The 15,209-nt window shown below is 70.8% G+C and carries 16 protein-coding genes; 10 read left to right on the top strand and 6 right to left on the bottom strand.

The window, feature by feature from the left end; all coding sequences use genetic code 11:
• The first annotated feature begins 42 nt into the window (after positions 1-42).
• Positions 43-1,026: a hypothetical protein gene (locus OXS49_RS04190; RefSeq protein WP_267422271.1), complete on the top strand. Its 984-nt coding sequence runs from the start codon at positions 43-45 to the stop codon at positions 1,024-1,026.
• Here the strand turns inward: OXS49_RS04190 and OXS49_RS04195 are convergent.
• Both OXS49_RS04195 and OXS49_RS04200 read right to left on the bottom strand, forming a co-directional pair.
• On the bottom strand, positions 1,014-2,207 hold the full coding sequence (locus OXS49_RS04195; protein WP_267422090.1) for a glycosyltransferase family 4 protein: 1,194 nt from the start codon (positions 2,205-2,207) through the stop codon (positions 1,014-1,016). The two genes, OXS49_RS04190 and OXS49_RS04195, sit on opposite strands and share 13 nt — an antisense overlap.
• Positions 2,207-3,247, bottom strand: coding sequence for a glycosyltransferase family 4 protein (locus OXS49_RS04200; protein ID WP_267422092.1), 1,041 nt, complete (start codon positions 3,245-3,247; stop codon positions 2,207-2,209). Before OXS49_RS04200 ends, OXS49_RS04195 begins: the two co-directional genes overlap by 1 nt.
• Positions 3,248-3,340: 93 nt before the next feature.
• Between OXS49_RS04200 and OXS49_RS04205 the strand changes: the two genes are divergently transcribed.
• From OXS49_RS04205 to OXS49_RS04235, 7 genes are all read left to right on the top strand, one after another.
• Positions 3,341-5,392, top strand: a complete 2,052-nt coding sequence (locus OXS49_RS04205) for an HAD-IIB family hydrolase (protein WP_244004216.1) — start codon at positions 3,341-3,343, stop codon at positions 5,390-5,392.
• Complete coding sequence (locus OXS49_RS04210; RefSeq protein WP_267422094.1) at positions 5,382-6,278, top strand: galactosyltransferase-related protein; 897 nt, start codon at positions 5,382-5,384, stop codon at positions 6,276-6,278. Before OXS49_RS04205 ends, OXS49_RS04210 begins: the two co-directional genes overlap by 11 nt.
• Before the next feature lie 22 nt (positions 6,279-6,300).
• Complete coding sequence (locus tag OXS49_RS04215) at positions 6,301-7,464, top strand: glycosyltransferase (RefSeq protein ID WP_267422096.1); 1,164 nt, start codon at positions 6,301-6,303, stop codon at positions 7,462-7,464.
• A 41-nt stretch (positions 7,465-7,505) separates the two neighbouring features.
• Complete coding sequence (locus OXS49_RS04220; RefSeq protein ID WP_244004197.1) at positions 7,506-8,429, top strand: galactosyltransferase-related protein; 924 nt, start codon at positions 7,506-7,508, stop codon at positions 8,427-8,429.
• Complete coding sequence (locus OXS49_RS04225) at positions 8,426-9,496, top strand: glycosyltransferase (protein ID WP_267422103.1); 1,071 nt, start codon at positions 8,426-8,428, stop codon at positions 9,494-9,496. The genes OXS49_RS04220 and OXS49_RS04225 overlap by 4 nt, the downstream gene beginning before the upstream one ends.
• Positions 9,497-9,540: 44 nt before the next feature.
• The gene (locus OXS49_RS04230) at positions 9,541-10,209 is read left to right on the top strand and encodes a class I SAM-dependent methyltransferase (RefSeq protein WP_267422105.1); all 669 of its coding nucleotides are present in this window, start codon (positions 9,541-9,543) and stop codon (positions 10,207-10,209) included.
• Between the two features lie 168 nt (positions 10,210-10,377).
• Complete coding sequence (locus OXS49_RS04235) at positions 10,378-11,292, top strand: manganese catalase family protein (protein ID WP_244004203.1); 915 nt, start codon at positions 10,378-10,380, stop codon at positions 11,290-11,292.
• Positions 11,293-11,430: 138 nt separating this feature from the next.
• Here the strand turns inward: OXS49_RS04235 and OXS49_RS04240 are convergent, their stop codons facing one another.
• On the bottom strand, positions 11,431-11,508 hold the full coding sequence (locus OXS49_RS04240; protein ID WP_267422273.1) for a hypothetical protein: 78 nt from the start codon (positions 11,506-11,508) through the stop codon (positions 11,431-11,433).
• Between the two features lie 570 nt (positions 11,509-12,078).
• Here OXS49_RS04240 and OXS49_RS04245 point away from each other — a divergent pair.
• Both OXS49_RS04245 and OXS49_RS04250 read left to right on the top strand, forming a co-directional pair.
• Positions 12,079-12,393 (top strand): hypothetical protein, encoded by a 315-nt coding sequence (locus OXS49_RS04245; RefSeq protein WP_244004207.1) that lies wholly within the window; start codon positions 12,079-12,081, stop codon positions 12,391-12,393.
• A gap of 174 nt (positions 12,394-12,567) precedes the next feature.
• Positions 12,568-13,098: a hypothetical protein gene (locus OXS49_RS04250; RefSeq protein WP_267422275.1), complete on the top strand. Its 531-nt coding sequence runs from the start codon at positions 12,568-12,570 to the stop codon at positions 13,096-13,098.
• 15 nt (positions 13,099-13,113) lie between these two features.
• On the opposite strand, the gene OXS49_RS04255 is transcribed toward OXS49_RS04250, so the two are convergent.
• The 3 genes from OXS49_RS04255 to OXS49_RS04265 all read right to left on the bottom strand — a co-directional run bounded on the left by OXS49_RS04255 (position 13,114) and on the right by OXS49_RS04265 (position 15,201).
• On the bottom strand, positions 13,114-13,524 hold the full coding sequence (locus tag OXS49_RS04255; RefSeq protein WP_244004211.1) for a cupin domain-containing protein: 411 nt from the start codon (positions 13,522-13,524) through the stop codon (positions 13,114-13,116).
• 1,037 nt (positions 13,525-14,561) lie between these two features.
• Positions 14,562-14,777 carry a hypothetical protein gene (locus OXS49_RS04260; protein WP_267422113.1) on the bottom strand — a complete coding sequence of 72 codons (216 nt, stop codon included), beginning with the start codon at positions 14,775-14,777 and terminating at the stop codon, positions 14,562-14,564.
• A 7-nt stretch (positions 14,778-14,784) separates the two neighbouring features.
• Positions 14,785-15,201 (bottom strand): DUF393 domain-containing protein, encoded by a 417-nt coding sequence (locus OXS49_RS04265; RefSeq protein ID WP_267422116.1) that lies wholly within the window; start codon positions 15,199-15,201, stop codon positions 14,785-14,787.
• Positions 15,202-15,209 lie beyond the last annotated feature (8 nt).

The following is a 15,209-nucleotide window of genomic DNA, read 5'->3' on the forward strand; positions in this document are numbered from 1 at the left end:
CCCAGCCAGCCCTCCGCCGAGCGAGCCTGTTGGGGTGGAACTATGCGCCGCTGTTTCGTCTGCGCGGCCGACATGCTCGGGCCGAGCGAACGGCATCTGACCTATCCGGGCGGGCATCGCAGGACCTTCCCCCTGGCCTGCGGCGCCTGCGGGGTCCTGCTCGCGGTTGGGGCCGATCCGGAGTCGTGCCGGGCGCATCTCGCCCGCAGCTTGTCCGAACCCCTCTTCGCATCCGACCCGGCGGCGCCCTACGGCCTCGACCTCTATACCCTGCGCAGCGCCGCGACCGGGCGGAGCCTCGGCATCCGTCCACTCGATGAGGCCGGTCGCACGGAACTCCGGCACCCCCATGGCACCCGGGCCGCCCGGGCGGCGCTGTTCGCGCTCGAAGTGACCGGCGGATGCACGGTCTCGCTGGGCCTGCTCTGTCGCCCGGCGGACCGGGACGACGTGCTGGCGGCGCTGCCGGTTCACGCCGGCTGGGCTGACGATGTCGCGATCCTGATCGACGGGCCGGAGATGGCCGCCGTTCCGATGCCGGTTGCCGGCTTCGCCATAGGGGCGGTGCGCGTGGCCGCCCGCCCCCTGGAGGGGGATTTCGCCGCGCAGCGCAACGCGCTCCAGGGCCTCGCCCGTCACGGCTGGATGCTGCAGCTCGATTCCGACGAGGTGCTGAGCCCGGAAGCCGGCCGCCTGCTGTCCGCCCTGGCGGCCCTCGCCGAGGCGCAGGGCGTGGCCTCGATCGGTCTCGCACGGGCCAACCGGGTTGATGGCGTGCTGTCGGACGTCTTCCCGGATGTTCAATACCGGCTGAACCGCACGGGCCTGCGTTACGCGGGCCGCGTCCACGAGCGGCCGGTCCTCGACGGCGGATGGCCGGAGAGCTTCATCACCCTGCACGGCCGCATCGAGCACCGTCTGAGTGGCGCCCATGTCCGGGCGCGGTCGCGGCGCTACGAGGCTCTGGATCCCGGCCGCGGACGCCCGGAGGAGGCGATCGCGCTGTTGCGCCCCTATGCCGACTGACGCATCCGCGCCGCCGCGATCGCCCGTTCGTAGAGCGCCAGGGTCTCGCGCCCGAGGCTTGCCCGATCGAAGCGGCCCGCCGCCGCCAGGGCGCGGGCGCGATACGCACGACGCAGGTCCGGATCTATGAGGAGCGGGCGCAGGGCCTCGGCCAAGGCCGGCCCGGTGGCGGTCGAGGCCAGGGGGCCGGCGCCGGGAGCGCCCACGAAGGCGCGTGCGCTCGCATCCTCCGCACAGGCGACGACCGGGCGGCCATACGCCAGGGCCTCCTGATAGACGAGGCCGAAGCTCTCGTAGCGGGAGGGGGCGAGCACAGCATGGGCCGCGGCGTAGGCTGCCGACAGGGCCTGCCCGTCGATCCGGCCGCGGGCGCGGATGTGCCGGCGCGCCACCTGCGGCAGATCGGCCGGGAGATCGTCCGGCGGTACGCCGACGAGCTCGAGCACGAAGGGCGGCAGGCTCCCCCGCGCCTGCTCCGCGCCGAGGATCGCCACGGCGGCCAGGAGCGCGTCGAATCCCTTGCGCGCCTCCGCCCGCCCGACGAAGAGCAGGCGCAGAGGCTCCGCCGTCTCCGGGTACGGGGCACCGCGGGCGGCCGCCGCGACCTCGGGCGGAAGGCTGAGGCCGATCACCGCGGCGGGCTGCCGGCCGCCCAGCCCGTAGGCCCGGGCGACGACCTCACCGTGCGCGGCGGTGTTGGCGATGAGCCCGGCGCTCCCACGGACCTGCCGGCGTTCCAGGCGGTCGGCGGTCCATCCGTCGAGGCGGTTCCTCACGGAGCCGGCCGGGTCGCGGGTGAAGGCGGCCGGCGTCGAACTGCGTGTCACCAGCGGCAAATCCCGATGGCCGGTGAGCAGCGCGGCCGGTGCGTACCAGTTCGTGGCTTCGATCACGTCGAAGGGCGCCGTGGCGTGGGCGGAGCGCACGGCGTACCGAAACGCGAGCGGCGCGGCGAGATGCCCGGCCGAGCCCCAGAGGCGCAGGCATGCCAGGGGGCTTCCCGGCGGCAGGGCGAGGCCCATGATAGTGACGCCGTCGACCCGCGCGTGGCCCGTCCGGTCCAGGGTGAAGACCGTGACCTCCGCCCCCGCTTCGGCGAGGCTCTCGGCGATCTCGCGGGCCGCCGTCGAGAGCCCGCTCGGCGATGGCGGGTAGTCCCAGGCCAGGAGAGCGGTGCGCATCAGGTGGCCAGTAGGCGGCGGTAGAGGGCGAGGTAATCGCGCGCCATGCGCTCGGCCGTGAAGCGTTCCTCGAATCGGCGGCGGATCCCGGCGCGGTCGAGCTGACCGATCCGGGCCAGCGCCGCGACCGCCTCGGCCTCGGAGGCGACAATGAAGCCCGTCACCCCGTCCTCGACGATCTCGGGGACCGAGCCGCGATCCCACGCAACCACCGGGGTCCCGCAGGCCATGGCCTCGATCATCACGAGGCCGAAGGGCTCCGGCCAGTCGATCGGAAACAGGAGTGCCCGGGCACCGCCCAGGAGCTCGCCCTTTTGGGCATCGTCGACGGGCCCGAGGTAGGTCGCGTCCGCGCCGAGAAGGGGACGTACCTTGGTCTCGAAGTAATTCGGGTTGCCGACATCGACCGTGCCGCCGAGCCGGATCGGCAGACCGGCGGCGCGGGCCACACGGATCGCCACGTCGGGTCGCTTCTGGTCGGTCATGCGGCCCACGAAGGCGACATGATCGTCCGGCGCGGGGCGGAAACCGTAGCGGTCCCGGTCGATGCCGTGATGCACAATGCCGGCCCGGTTCGCGGCCGGGATGCCGGCCGCCTGCGCCGCCGAGATCGCCGCCACCGGTAAATCCGGAAAGCCCTGGAAGAACAAGGCCCGGTCGAGCTCGTCGACCCGCCAGTGGATGGTGGTCAGGCTGCGCCGGCGACGCGCGCCCAGCAGCGCCGCGTGCGCGAATTCGCCGTGGCAATGGACGATGTCGAAATCGTCCAGCCGCAGGCGCAGGGCCTCCAGCTGCAGGGCATCCAGGGCGGCCGGCACCCCGGGCGCGACGCGTCCGTATTGCCGCTCCAGCGCCGCGAGACTCGGATATTCGCCGACGCGCGGCAAGTCTGTCACACTGTCCGACGAGCCAAATAATGTTAGTTCAACGCCCAAGCTTCGTAGCGCCGTGCTCAAATCGTGCACAACTCGCTCGGTGCCGCCGTGATGATCCGGGGGAACGGGAAATATGTTTGGCGCGACCTGGGCAATGCGGAGCACGGCAACCTCTTTACATATGTTAAGTCGTGGCGCGTCGATCGCTGGACTGACATTAAATCCGTGGGGGCGTCCGAAAGCCGCAGCCTGCGCCTGATGTTCGTTCTGCATATCGCCCTGCAGGGCTGCCTGCGCGGCGACGGCGTCGTCTACGGGCTCACCGCCGACACCGGCGGCCATATCCGCTACCTGCTCGATCTGGTCTCGGCCTCAGCGCAGGATCATGACCTTGCGCGGATCGTGGTGGCGACGCGCCTGTTCCGCGGTCCCCTCGGTGCCGCCTATGCCGTGCCTGAAGAGCCGATCGCCGACAAGGTCACGCTCGTGCGGCTCGCCAGCGCGTCTGCGGACTATTGCGCCAAGGAAGCGATGCACGCCGAGGTTGCGTGCTTCGCCGAGAATCTCATCGCCTGGATCGCCGCGCAGGAGCGGGCTCCGGATCTCATCCACGCGCATTACGCCGACGCGGCTACGGTGGCAGCCCTCGTGGAGGACCGCCTCGGCATCCCCTTCGTGTTCACGGCTCATTCGCTCGGACGCGTGAAGGCGCGGATGCTGGGCGCGTCCCCTGTCCGCCCCGACCTCGCCTACCGGATCGCCGCCGAGGAACAGGCCCTGGCGCGGGCCCAGCTCGTCATCGCCTCGTCGCGGGACGAGGCCGAGGTGCAATATGCCGGCTATGCCGCCTACGATCCGGGCCGCGTCCGCATCCTGCCCCCGGGCAGCGACCTCGCTCGCTTCGCCGCGGCCCGTCCGAACCCCCGGATCGACGCCGCGATCGACCGCTTCCTGGACGATCCGGCCAAACCAGCCATCCTGGCGCTGACCCGGCCGGTGGCGCGCAAGAACCTCGCGGCTCTGGTGCGGGCCTATGGCGAGAACCGCGCGCTCCAAGCCCACGCCAACCTCGTGATCGTCGCCGGCACCCGTGAGGATATCGACACCCTCGACGGCGACATGGCCGCCACGATGCGAGACCTCCTGGTCCTGATCGACCGCTACGACCTCTATGGGCGCGTCGCCTATCCGAAGACCCACCGGCCGGAGGATGTTCCGGCGATCTACGCCCATGCCCGGGCGCGGGGCGGCCTGTTCGTCAACCCGGCCCTCAACGAGCCCTTCGGCCTGACGCTGCTGGAGGCCTCGGCTGCCGGCCTGCCGCTGGTCGCCACCGACAGCGGCGGCCCCAACGACATCGTCGAGACCTGCGGCAACGGGCTCTTGGTCGATCCCCGCGCGCCCGAGGCGATCGCCGAGGCCTGCCTGCGGATCCTGGGCGATCCGGCGCTCTACGCCCGCTGCGTGGCCGGCGGCGCTCGGGCGGCGGCGGCCTACGATTGGGACCGGCACGCCGCCCGCTACCACGTGCTGCTGCGCGCGCTGCTGGCTTCGGAGCCGCCGGCTCCGGCCCCCCGGCAACTCCTCGTCTGCGATATCGACAACACGCTGGTCGGCTGCGATGCGGCGCTCGGCATCTTCCGCCGGTGGCGGAGCCGGCAGGCGGGGCTCGCCTTCGGCGTCGCGACCGGCCGGTCCTTCCACAGCGCCATGGCGGTGCTGGAGCAGCAGGCGAGCCCCCGGCCCCAGGTGATGATCACCTCGGTGGGGTCCGAGATCTATCACCTCGATGCCAACGGCGTGACCTACACGGCGGACGCCGCGTGGCGCCGGACCATCGAGCCGGGCTGGGACCGGCCCGCCGTGCAGGCGGCTCTGGCCGGGCTCGACGGGCTCAGCCCGCAGGGGCCGCTGGAGCAGCGCGCCCTGAAGCTCAGCTATTTCGGCGACCCGGCGGCCGCGCGGCGTGTCCGGGGGTGCCTGGCCGAGGCCGGCCTCGCCGCCCGCGTGATCCACAGTCACGGCCGGTACCTCGACGTGCTGCCGGAATCGGCCTCGAAGGGCACCGCCGTCGATCACGTCCGAACCCTGTACGACCTGCCGGAGCACGCCGTGTTCGTAGCCGGCGATTCCGGCAACGACATCGAGATGCTGGGCGCCCGCGTCCAGGCGATCATCGTGGCGAACTATTCCGACGACCTCGCGAGCCACGCCGCCCTGAAGCACTCCTACGTGGCCCGGCGAACCCATGCCCGGGGCATCATCGAGGGCGTCTCGCATTTCCGTCGGATGCTGGCCCATGTTGGCTGAGACGTCGCCTGATCCCGGGGCGGCGCGTAACCCAAGCGTCCTGACGCTGGTTCGCAACCGGGCCGACCGGCTGCGCAATCTGATGCGCGGGCTGTCCCGCCAGACCCTGCCGCCGCGCGAACTGGTGATCGCCTGGATGCAGCCCGAGCGCGCGCCGGACCTGCCCGATCCGGGCTGCCCGGTCCGGCACCTCCATGTGCCGGGCGAGCCGATGCCGCTCGCCGCCGCACGCAACCGGGCGGCCGAGGCGGCCTCGGCGGATCTCCTTGTCTTCCTCGACGTGGATTGCATCCCGGCATCCGGGCTGGTCGCGGCCTACGCGCAGGCCGCCCGGACGGCGCGGGGGCTGTTCCTCGGCGAGGTCCTCTACCTGCCGCCCGGCGCGTCCGACGGCGATCCCGATCCGGCGGCGCTCGACCGCGCGGGCCGTACCCATCCGGCCCGGCCCGGCCTGCCGGAGGCCGGTCTGCGGCCGGAACCCGATGCGGGTCAGCTCTGGGGCCTGTCGTTCGCGCTGCCGGCCGCGGCGTGGCGCGCGGCCGGCGGCATGGACGAGGCCTTCGTGGGTTACGGCGGCGAGGAGACCGACCTTGCCGCGCGGCTGGCCGCCTCCGGGCTGCCGACCTTCTGGGTCGCGGGTGCCCGCGCCTACCACCAGCACCACCCGGTCCACGTGCCACCCCTGCAGCACTTCGCGCCGATCCTCGCCAATGCGGCACGCTTCAGGGCGCGGCACGGGCGCTGGTGCATGACCTACTGGCTCGACCAGTTCCGTGCGGCCGGGCTGATCGACTGGGACGCCGGGGGCCCCGCGATCCGCCTGATCCGCCCGCCGACCGAACCCGAGATCGCCGCCGCCCTGCGGCCCGACGCCCTGTTCTCCTGACGCCGAGGCCGGACCGACCGCCATGAAGAAGCCGATCGCGTTCTTCGTCCATCACCAGGGCCGCGGCCACGCCAACCGCACGATGGCTTTGGCCACCGAATTCAGCCGAGACCGGCCTGTCTCGGTCCTGACCGCGGATCCGAGCCTGTTCGACGGCTTCCATCGCGACATCGAGATCGTGGCTTTGCCCAACATGATCGGCGCCGCGGTGCCGACCGCGCGCCTCTACGCCGAGCCGACCCCGCAGGTGATGCACTGCGTCCCCCTGGGCCTGACCGCGATGCGCCGGACCATGCGGACCATCCTCGACCACTTGGACACGCGCGATGTCGGCCTGTTCGTGGTCGACGTCTCGGCGGAGATCGCGCTGCTCGCCCGCATCGCCAGCGTGCCGGCGGTGCAGATCCGCATGCATGGCGACCGCTCCGATATCGGCCACGTCGGCGCCTACGAGGCCTGCGTCGGGATGCTCGCCCCCTTCGACGAACGCCTGGAGCAGGACGATTACCCGGCGCGCCTGCGCGCCAAGACCTTCTACAGCGGCGGCCTGTGCACGACCGTCGACCGGGTGCCGGAGCGCGCCGAGGCCCGCACAAAGCTCGGCCTCGACCCCGCCCGTGAGATTGTCGTGGCGGTGACCGGCGGCGGCGGCAGCGGCACGCCCTACGCGCCGCTCACGGTCGCGGCCCGGGCCGCGCCGGATGCCCTGTGGCTCACCCTCGGGCCGACCCACCGTGAGGGCCACGAGACCGATTTTTCCAATCTGCGCGAACTCGGCTGGGTCGCCTCGGTGACCGATTACCTCGCCGCCGCCGACATCGTGATCGCCTCGGCGGGCGACAATACGGTCCACGAGGTCGCCCGGGTCGGCGGCCGTTTGATCGTGATGCCGGAATGGCGCTACTTCGCTGAACAGACCCGCAAGGCCGAGGCCCTGGTCCGCCTCGGCGCCGCCGTGCAGGCCCCCGTCTGGCCGGGCGATCTCCAGGGCTGGCGCGACCTCCTGGCCTGCGCACGCCGCCTCGACGGGGCCGCCCTGCGCGACCTGTACGCCCCCGAGGCGGCCGCCCGCGCCGCTGGTTGGCTCGAAGGGCTGACCGACGCGCTCTGGGACCTCGGACCCGCCGGGGCCGAACCCGCACCGCGCCCCGAGTTCGGACCGCTCCGGACCGTCGCGGCCGAATGAACGCCGCCCCTCCCCCGACCCCATCGGAGCCTCAGCGCCGCATGTCCACCGTCTCCGTCGTGACCCTCGCGAAGGGGCGTCCGGCCCACCTGCGCAACGTGCTCCTCGGCCTGGAACGCCAGACGCAAGCCCCCGCCGAATTCATCGTCGCGGTCATGCAGGACGCACCCTACGACCTGCCCGCTGTCGGCTTTCCGGTGCACCAGATCCTCGTGCCGGGCCGCGACTTGCAGCTCGCGGCCGCGCGCAACCGCGGCGTTGCGGCGGCATCCGGCGATGCCGTGGCCTTCCTCGACGTCGATTGCATCCCCGCGCCCGATCTCGTTGCCGATTACGCGCGGGGGCTCGCCGAACTCGACGGGCTCCTGATGGGCGAGGTGCTGCATCTGCCCGAGCACGCCACGACCGGCGCCTGGGACTACGACGGGCTCGACGCCGTGGCTGAGAGGCATTCCGACCGCCGGGGCCCGCCGGCCGCTGGCATCGAGATCTGCAACGATTACCGCTGCTTCTGGTCGCTCAACTTCGCGATCCGGCGGGACACCTTCCTGGCGACCGGCGGCTTCGACGAGCGCTATACCGGCTACGGCGGCGAGGACACCGACTTCGGCAAGCTCCTCGACCGGAGCGGCATCCCGATCGCCTGGATGAAGGGCGCCCGCGCCTATCACCAGTACCACCCGCACCACATGCCGCCGGTCCATCACCTCGACAGCGTGGTGCGCAACGCCGAATTGTTCGAGGCCAAGTGGGGCTACCGCACCATGGGCCACTGGCTCTACGCCTTCAAGGTGATGGGCCTGATCGACGACACGCCCGACCGGCCGATCCGCATCCTGCGCCGGCCCGACGCCGATGATCTCGCGCTGACCGGACAGCAGGGCCACCAGCCCTACACCAATTCAGCCTCGGTGATCCGCACGATCGAGGCCCGGGCGAACGAGCCCGCGCCGGTGACGGCGTGAGGATCGCGCTCCTCGCCCATCTCCGTCACCCGATCGCCCCGCCCTTCGCGGGCGGCCTCGAAGCCTACACTTGGAACCTCGTGGACGGCCTCACGGCCCGCGGCCACCATGTCGTGCTGTTCGCCTCCGGCGACAGCGACCGGCGCTTCGCCCTGGATCCCGTGATCCCGGTCCACCACGAGCGGAGTCACGCCGGCCTGGAGCACCGCGGCGATGCGGGTCTGAAGAATCATCTCGACGCCGGTTATGCGTCCGCCTGCGACCGGATCGCCGCCGGGGGTTTTGACGTACTCCACAACAACAGCCTGAGCCGCCTGCCCCTGGAACCGCGGCGCACCGCCGCCATACCCACCGTCACGTCTCTGCACGTGCCACCCTTCGACGCCCTGCGCTGGTTCGTGCAGGCGAGCCCCGCCGCGGGACACCGGATCACCGCCACGTCGCAGGCGCAACGCGACGCATGGTGGCCGGACGGGGCGCCCCGGCATGCCTCGGTGCTCCACAACGGCGTCGATCCCGCCGCCTGGCCCTTCCAGTCGCGCGGCGACGGCAGCGCCGTCTGGTGCGCGCGGATTGCGCCGGACAAGGGTGCCCATCACGCGATCGCGGCGGCGCGCCGGGCCGGGCTGCCGCTGACCCTGTTCGGCCCGATCGAGGAGCCCGATTACTGGGATGCGCAGGTCGCGCCACTGCTCGGCGGCGCGATCCGCTACGGCGGCCGGCTCGGTGGCGCCGCCCTCGCCGCCGAAGTCGGCCGCGCCTCCGTGTTCCTGACCACGCCGTGCTGGGACGAGCCGTTCGGGCTCGCAGCGGTCGAGGCGATGGCCTGCGGCGTGCCGGTCGCGGGCTTCGCCCGGGGCGGCGTCCCGGAAATCGTCGGGGAGGCCGGCTCCCTCACGGCGCCGGGCGACGCGGACGACCTCGCCAACGCCATCGATGCGGCGCTCGCGATCCCGAGGCCGATCCCGCACGCGCGCGTCCAGCGGCTGTTCACCCGCGCGCGCTGGCTCGACCGCTGCGAGGCGCTCTACGCGCAAGCCCGGGCTGGGGCGGCGACCGCACCCTGAAACAATCCGCACCGCCGCGTGCGCTCCTGAGCCCGAGCCCAACCATGACCCGACAGGACCTCATCGCCGCCCTGTGGCACGGCCGCGACCCCTTCGCCGGCCCGCCAGCGGATCTGCGTCCCGCCGATCTCCAGGGCTGGCGCAGCATCCATCCCTACCTGGAGGAAGCGGTGATCGATCTCCGCCCGGCCGTCATCGTCGAGATCGGAACCTGGAAGGGGGCGAGCGCCCTCTACCTCGCCCGCACCTTGGCCGAGCGCGGCATCGACGGCACGATCGTCGCGGTCGACACGTGGCTCGGGGCCGTCGACCATTGGGCCGATGCGGGCCTCTTCGCGGAACTCCGCACCGAGCACGGCTTCCCGAGCCTCTACCGGACCTTCCTGGCCAACGTCCTGCGCGCGGGCATGGCCGATCGGGTGGTGCCGCTGCCCCTGGACTCCGTGAACGCCGCGGAGCTGATGCGCCTGCGCGGCGTGAGCGCCGACGTGATCCATCTCGATGCCGGCCACGAGGAAGCATCGGTGGCCGCCGATTTGCGGGCGTGGTGGCCGGTCCTGCGACCCGGCGGCCTGTTCATCGCCGACGATTACGACCGGCTCGGCGGCCGCTTCCCGGGGGTAACCCGGGCCGTGGATGCCTTCTGCGCCGAGTTTGGCGTCGCCGGTCCGTGGTCGCACCGGGGCAAGTGCAAATTCGTGAAGCCGGAATAGCGCGCAGGCCGCCGGTCATCACCGGCGGTCGAGGCGCCTCCGGCCTGCGCCGTCGTGGCGAACAGGCCGAGCGTGGCAGAATACGCGGCCGTGGTGCGATCGGGCAGGAACGATCGCTCCCCTCAAGCAGATGCCCTCATGCGCACCCCGCGCTGTGGAGCCGCTCGCATGTTCATGAAGATCGACCGCCTACTGACGGAACTCCCCGAGCCGAAGAAGCCCGAGCCGAACGCCGCCGCCGCCCTGCAGGAGCTGCTTGGCGGCAAGTACGGCGAGATGTCGACCCTCGGCAACTACATGTTCCAGAGCTTCAATTTCCGCAACAAGGAGAAGCTGCGGCCGTTCTACAGCCTGGTGTCGAGCATCTTCGCTGAGGAGATCGGCCACGTCGAACTGGTCTCGACCGGCATCGCCCTGCTCAACAACGGCCCGGGCAACCCGAAATCGAACGTCGATATCTCGAAGGCGCCCTTCGAAGACATGCAGGACATCCGGCTCGCCGGGAGCTTCCTGTCGAACGGCGGCGGCGCCATGCCGATGAATTCCAACGCCGCGTCCTGGAACATGGACATGGTGACGACGACGGGAAATCTGATCATCGACCTTCTGCACAACTTCCACCTGGAGTGTGGCGCGCGCATCCACAAACTGCGGGTCTACGAGACCATGTCGGAGCCAACCGGGCGTGAGACCTGCGCCTACCTGCTCGTGCGCGGCTCGCTGCACGCCCACGCCTATGCCCTGGCGCTGAAGAAGCTCACCGGGGTGCAGATCGAGAAGATGCTGCCGACGCCAAATATCGACCTGTCGCGAATCCCCGAGTGTCAGAAGTACCTCGACGAGGGCAAGCACCGCCGCCTCTACACGTTCAGCGAGTCGGACTACAAGGAGGCGGCTGGCGTGTGGTCGAACGACGAGGTGGCGCTGCCAGGCGACCCGCCGGGCAATCTCGAGGTGGTGGACGGCTATCCCGAGGGCGGCAAGATCCCGGAACTGGACGGCAATTACGGTGCGTTCGCGCCGGATTACGCCCCGGAGGAGATCTTCGAGATCGCCAGCAAGCTCTACAAGAAGGGGCGCTGAGCGCCCTTCCATCCCCACCCGATCGTGGGCGCCTGCCGTGACGCGGGCGCCCACGCAGGGCTTGCGTTGACCGGCGGAGAGGGCGAGACCGGGCGGCTCGGCGCCGCCCCGGGCAAGTCCCGGGCAAGTCCGTACGGTTCAGAACAGGGCGACGAAGGCCACCCCTACGGACATCAGCGCGGCGGTGACAGGCTGGCCAAGCGATGTGGACAGCATCGCGTTCTGCCCGGGCTGGATGGCGTTGGCGACACCGGCAGACCGTAGAGGAACCCCATGCCTGATCAAGCCGCCGCGGGCACGGCACAGTTTCGGCCCTGGGCGCAGATGTCACGCCCCGCGCCGGCAGCTCGAGCGCCTGGCCGGGCTTCGTGGTGCAGGCGCGATCCGGCCGGACTGCATAATTCTTGCTATTGAAGGTCGTCGGGCTCCGCGCTCGACCTCCACGCCCGCTCCGCAGTCATCTCCCCCCTCTGTCTGAGGGGCGGGCGTGGATGCCCGGCGCCCGGTCACCGCGGCGGCGGCTTCGGAGCGCCAGCGCATCCCGGCCCGAAGGGTGAAGCTTGAACTCTGCCGCCGGGCCTGTTTATTGACCAGGGGACAATTGCGGAGGTCATGTCCCGTAATAACGCGCACGTGCGGCCGCTCGTCAGGCTCGACCACACCCGGACCCGTTCCGGTACGACCGCCCGCGGCGCGCCTCGGTCCACGGATCGGCACTACGGAGGTCGGTCGCTCCGGGGCCGGGTTGGATCCGCACCCAGCGCCAGAGGCGAAGGTCCCACGCACATGACAGATACCGGCGATGAGCCAGACAAGATGGCTGAAGTTGCCGGGCTGGCGGCGGCGATTGCCGATCGCATCCTCGATCAGCATGTGGCGGGCGCGTCGATCCCGCCCGAGCAGTTCAGAATGCTCGTCCGCGCAGCCCGGATGCTGCTGGATAACGGGGTGCCGTGGCCACCATCGGTCGAGCACGTCGTGATGGAGGTCGCCCGACGCCTGCAGGATTTCGAGCCGCCCGTCACAGCCATCGCACCCTCAAAGGGCGATGACGTGGTCGTGCAACTCACGCGGAGCCTGGGCGCCGTGAAGCGGTCCTGAAGCCTGCGTTGAGCGGGCAGGTCCGTCCTACGGGAGGCCCGCCCCGATGGAGCAAAGCCCGCCGGATGTTCGTTGCGGTGTTCGGGGCGGGTGGCGTCGCCGTCTCGGTCAGGGCCATTACGGGGCCATACGTCGAGGTTGAACGCGCGTCAGGAGGTTGGCCGGTTGGCTCATGTGATCCCGATCGCCGCCGTAGGAGCGGTGGCCTTGCTGGCCTGCGGCTCCGCACGGGCGGCCTCCGACATCACCATCGCGGCGATTGCGACCGGGCGGCTCTATGTGGTCGGCACCACCGAGCAGCCGCATATGCCGGTGGTGCTGGACGGCCGATTCCGCACCGAGTCCGACGATCAGGGCAAGTTCCAGTACGAGCTGGTCTATCACCCGCCCCGCTGCGTCGTTTCGGCGGCGATCGCCGGCAAGGCCTACGACGCGGTGGTCAGCAATTGCGGCGAGCAATGCGCGCTTCCCGAGCCCAGCGACACCGGCAGGATCCGCGGCACCACCATGTCCCGCGACATCGGCGCGACCCGCAGCGTCGGCGATTCCCGGCAAGCCGAGGGTCCGGGCCCGGCCCGGCCGGCGGACTCGGTGGCCGGATCCGAGGCGCCGGTCAGCGGGGATCGCGAACCGACGCCGCCCGGATCCCGCATCGTGCGACCTCCGCTTCCGCCGCAGAGGCCGACCTCCGGTCTCGGCACCTGAACGGGCGCGGTCGGTTCAGGCCGGCGACGCGAGGGGCTTGCCCTTCTCCACCGTGTAGGTTCCCGCCACGCGCGTCGATCCGGAGCCGTTTCGCAGGCTGTGCGGGGTGACGGCCGGAACCTGAAAGCTGTCGCCGGCCCGCAACGTGCGATTGGGCTGGCCGTCGACGAGCAACTCCGCCTCGCCCGCCAGGATCACCGAGGATTCGATCCCCGGATGCGTATGGCGTGCGACGGTCGCCCCGGGCGCGATTTCGGCGGCGACCTGCACGACGACGTAATGTCCGCCCGGCAAGTCCTCGGTGCTCAGGATCGTGCGCGTGACGCCGGAGGTTTGACCGGCCGGCTGCGCCTCGACCGCGACGGCCGTGAAGCCGCTCGAGAGCACGCAGAGCGCACAATTCACGAAGCTTCGTCTCGACAGCATGGGCGTCTCCTCGGGTTCGCGCGCTTGTTTGTCCCGATTGACGATCGGTCACGCGCAGCCGTTACGATGTGCCCAGTTCCGGCGACCCGTAAATGCCTGGTTGCGGGATATTTATTGGCCGCCGGATCGGATGAAAGCAGTCGCTCGCCGGACTTATGTCTGCCGTGAGCTCTGTTCGGCCGCCATCGCGTACCGGTTCCACGGCCGGCCGGCACGAAAGAGCCCGCGCTGGAGACCGGAGCGGGCTGAGTATGCCATTGGGGTTTGGGAGGCGCCAGACAACCAGATGGGAGGCCGGGCCGCATCACCTGTTCGAAGGAGGCCTGGGCCCGCTCTGGCAGGATCTCGGCCGCCGCAGCCCGATCTAACCCAGCAGGGCGGCGAACACGGAGACGATGAGCAGGAAGGCGCCCGACGAGGCGAGCACCGCACTGCCTTCCCGATGCTGGAGGACGAAGGCACGGACTGCAGGGAACATGCACGGGACCGGAGATCAAGGATCGTCCGATCAGGGGTGCCGTCGAACTGTGCCCGTTCGAAGGCTCAGGCGGGTCCGGATCGCGCGATCCGGATCCTGTCGCAGACCGGCAACAGTCCGGCCGCCGCGTCGTCAGCGGCTGCGGGCGTTCGGATCGCGCACGGCGCCCGCCGCGGCCGCGCTGAGCGCCGCACTGATCACGACGAGGAGACTTGCGGAGATCATGGAACGGGCTCCTTGGACTGAAGCGAACCAGCACCGATGATAGTTAATAACCCGTTAAACAGGCTCCGTTTCGAACTAGCTTTCCGTTGAACCAGTGCCAGGAGAAATTGTCGGCCGCAACATCAGTAATGGACCATAACGCTGAGCTTGTGCCGCGGCGAGGTCGGCTCGCGGATCGTCAACAGGGAAAGCGGAGGCCGGCCTGGCCCAGGCCTGCGCATCGAACGAGACCTTGCGGGCGTGCGCGATCACCCTGCAATCGGGCCCGTCTCTCAAGCTTCGGTGTGAAGCGCTGCCTTACGCCGGATCGGTCGCCGCCACGGCGGAGCGCGCGCTAAAGCCAGCGCTCGTCGATATCGGTGACGTTTCGTTCGGCAAGGGGCTGCGTGTCGTCGCCCTCTGCGAACACCACGAGATCGTCGGGGCCGACATCGCGGGTGGCATAGAAGTCCCAACGCCGATGGATGACCCGGGGACCGCCGAAGATCCGGAAGGCATTCCAGTAACGGTCGTCGCGGAAGCCGACATAGTGGACGCAGCGCGTCGTCATCCGCCGGTCATCGGCGCTGATGCGCGTGCTGCCGCGAGACCCACCGCGCCAAGCGCGGCCGCAGGGGCAGCGACAGGCGATAGGCCGCCTCGGCGATCGCCAGCACGGGGCGGAAGCCGAGGATGCGCAGGCCGATCAGACGGCCGAGCCAGCGCCAGCCCGGGAGATTCATCCAGAGATGGGCGAACGCCTCGGCACCCGAGACCAGCCGCCCGTCCGCCGTGCGGACGTGGAAGCGTCGCAGGGCGGCCGCGTGGGTCAGCCCGGGCGCGAGCGTCGGCGCGGGCTGAGAGTGCCCGACATCGACGAAGGCGAGCCGGTCGGCGCCGTCGCAGGTGCGATAATGGCCGATCTCGGCGCGGCAGAGCGGGCAATCCCCGTCGTAGAAGATCCTCAGGGTCTCGCTGGATGCGCCGCTGGTCATGGGTTGTC

Origin of the sequence: Methylobacterium sp. GC_Met_2, from assembly GCF_026540795.1 — a bacterium.
Taxonomy (GTDB): domain Bacteria; phylum Pseudomonadota; class Alphaproteobacteria; order Rhizobiales; family Beijerinckiaceae; genus Methylobacterium.